Source organism: Rhodococcus sp. KRD175, from assembly GCF_017168275.1.
GTDB lineage: Bacteria > Actinomycetota > Actinomycetes > Mycobacteriales > Mycobacteriaceae > Rhodococcoides > Rhodococcoides fascians.
Genome location: NZ_JABFAQ010000006.1, coordinates 136,725 through 139,998, shown reverse-complemented (window position 1 = coordinate 139,998; position 3,274 = coordinate 136,725). Strand labels below are relative to the sequence as shown.

The following is a 3,274-nucleotide window of genomic DNA, read 5'->3' as shown; positions in this document are numbered from 1 at the left end:
TGTGTGTGTTGTTTGAGAATTGCACAGTGGACGCGAGCATCTTTGTTGTAAGTAATGAAGAGCGTACGGTGGATGCCTTGGCACCAGGAGCCGATGAAGGACGTAGGAGGCTGCGATAAGCCTCGGGGAGCTGTCAACCGAGCTGTGATCCGAGGGTGTCCGAATGGGGAAACCCAGCACGAGTGATGTCGTGTTACCCGCATCTGAATATATAGGGTGTGTGGAGGGAACGTGGGGAAGTGAAACATCTCAGTACCCACAGGAAGAGAAAACAATAGTGATTCCGTGAGTAGTGGCGAGCGAAAGCGGATGAGGCCAAACTTTGTGCGTGTGATACCCGGCAGGGGTTGCGTATGGAGGGTTGTGGGGTTTGCATTGTCGATTCTGCCGGATCGGCCGACAGTGAGAAATTGTGGTGTTAGTCGAAGTGGTCTGGAACGGCCTGTCGTAGAGGGTGAGAGTCCCGTAGACGAAAACATTGCAACTGTCGTTGTGGATACCCAAGTAGCAGCGGGCCCGTGAAATCTGCTGTGAATCTGTCGGGACCACCCGATAAGCCTGAATACTCCCTGGTGACCGATAGCGGACTAGTACCGTGAGGGAAAGGTGAAAAGTACCCCGGGAGGGGAGTGAAATAGTACCTGAAACCGTGCGCTTACAATCCGTCAAAGCCGGTGCATGACTTGTCATGGCTGGTGATGGCGTGCCTTTTGAAGAATGAGCCTGCGAGTTAGTGGCATGTCGCGAGGTTAACCCGTGTGGGGTAGCCGTAGCGAAAGCGAGTCCGAATAGGGCGTATCCACCTTGGGTGGTGTAGTGGCGTGTTCTAGACCCGAAGCGGAGTGATCTACCCATGGCCAGGTTGAAGCGACGGTAAGACGTCGTGGAGGACCGAACCCACTTAGGTTGAAAACTGAGGGGATGAGTTGTGGGTAGGGGTGAAAGGCCAATCAAACTCCGTGATAGCTGGTTCTCCCCGAAATGCATTTAGGTGCAGCGTCACGTGTTTCTCACCGGAGGTAGAGCTACTGGATGGTCTAGGGGGCCTACAAGCTTACCGAAATCAGCCAAACTCCGAATGCCGGTGAGTGAGAGCGTGGCAGTGAGACTGCGGGCGATAAGGTTCGTAGTCGAGAGGGAAACAGCCCAGATCGCCAGCTAAGGTCCCTAAGCGTGTACTAAGTGGAAAAGGATGTGGGGTCGCGAAGACAACCAGGAGGTTGGCTTAGAAGCAGCCACCCTTGAAAGAGTGCGTAATAGCTCACTGGTCAAGTGATCCTGCGCCGACAATGTAGCGGGGCTCAAGTACACCACCGAAGCTGCGGCACTCACACAATAGCCCCATTCAGGTCTGCGGATCTGTGTGCAGGTGTGTGGGTGGGTAGGGGAGCGTCGTGCAGCCATGGAAGCATCGGAGTGATCCAGGTGTGGAGGCTGCGCGAGTGAGAATGCAGGCATGAGTAGCGAAAGACGAGTGAGAAACTCGTCCGCCGAATGACCAAGGGTTCCTGGGCCAGGTTAATCCGCCCAGGGTGAGTCGGGACCTAAGACGAGGCCGACAGGCGTAGCCGATGGACAACGGGTTGATATTCCCGTACCCGTGTAACCGCGCCCATGGTGAATCAGTGACACTAACCACCCTGAATCCATATGACTTGCCGCCTTCGGGTGGCCGGCGTGTGGTGGATGCGTGGGACCTGATCTGGTAGTAGCCAAGCGATGGGGTGACGCAGGAAGGTAGCTGGGCCAGTCAGTGGTTGTACTGGTGTAAGCCTGTAGGGCGAACGGTAGGCAAATCCGCCGTTCATATAAGCCTGAGAGGTGATGCGTAGCCGATTGAGGCGAATTCAGTGATCCTATGCTGCCGAGAAAAGCCTCTAGTGAGTTGTTACACGGCCCGTACCCCAAACCGACACAGGTGGTCAGGTAGAGAATACTAAGGCGATCGAGATAACTATGGTTAAGGAACTCGGCAAAATGCCCCCGTAACTTCGGGAGAAGGGGGGCCCCTGCCGGTGATGGAACGTGCTTCCTGAGCTGGTGTGGGCCGCAGAGACCAGTGAGAAGCGACTGTTTACTAAAAACACAGGTCCGTGCGAAGTCGTAAGACGATGTATACGGACTGACGCCTGCCCGGTGCTGGAAGGTTAAGAGGACCGGTTAGCCAGTGATGGCGAAGCTGAGAATTTAAGCCCCAGTAAACGGCGGTGGTAACTATAACCATCCTAAGGTAGCGAAATTCCTTGTCGGGTAAGTTCCGACCTGCACGAATGGCGTAACGACTTCTCAGCTGTCTCAACCATAGACTCGGCGAAATTGCATTACGAGTAAAGATGCTCGTTACGCGCGGCAGGACGAAAAGACCCCGGGACCTTCACTACAGCTTGGTATTGGTGTTCGGTTCGGTTTGTGTAGGATAGGTGGGAGACTGTGAAGCGGTGACGCCAGTTACTGTGGAGTCGTTGTTGAAATACCACTCTGATCGTATTGGATACCTCAACCTCGGACCATGATCTGGTTCAGGGACAGTGCCTGGTGGGTAGTTTAACTGGGGCGGTTGCCTCCTAAAATGTAACGGAGGCGCCCAAAGGTTCCCTCAGCCTGGTTGGCAATCAGGTGTCGAGTGCAAGTGCACAAGGGAGCTTGACTGTGAGACTGACAAGTCGAGCAGGGACGAAAGTCGGGACTAGTGATCCGGCACCGGCAAGTGGAAGCGGTGTCGCTCAACGGATAAAAGGTACCCCGGGGATAACAGGCTGATCTTCCCCAAGAGTCCATATCGACGGGATGGTTTGGCACCTCGATGTCGGCTCGTCGCATCCTGGGGCTGGAGTAGGTCCCAAGGGTTGGGCTGTTCGCCCATTAAAGCGGCACGCGAGCTGGGTTTAGAACGTCGTGAGACAGTTCGGTCTCTATCCGCCGCGCGCGTAAGAAACTTGAGGAAGGCTGTCCCTAGTACGAGAGGACCGGGACGGACGAACCTCTGGTGTGCCAGTTGTTCCACCAGGAGCACCGCTGGTTGGCTACGTTCGGAAGGGATAACCGCTGAAAGCATCTAAGCGGGAAGCCTGTTCCAAGATGAGGTTTCTCACCCCCTCGAGGGGGTAAGGCCCCCGGCAGACCACCGGGTTGATAGGCCAGAACTGGAAGTACAGCAATGTATGCAGGTGACTGGTACTAATAGGCCGAGGACTTACCACAAAGAAGCTACGCGTCCACTGTGCAATATCTGAAACAACACACGAGTAGTTGTTCAGTAACACAACCGAATACA

1 rRNA gene is annotated in these 3,274 nt (G+C 55.0%); it reads left to right on the top strand.

The features are described 5' to 3' along the window. The first annotated feature begins 45 nt into the window (after positions 1-45). Positions 46-3,201 (top strand): 23S ribosomal RNA (locus tag J1M81_RS12220). The last annotated feature ends 73 nt before the right edge of the window (positions 3,202-3,274 follow it).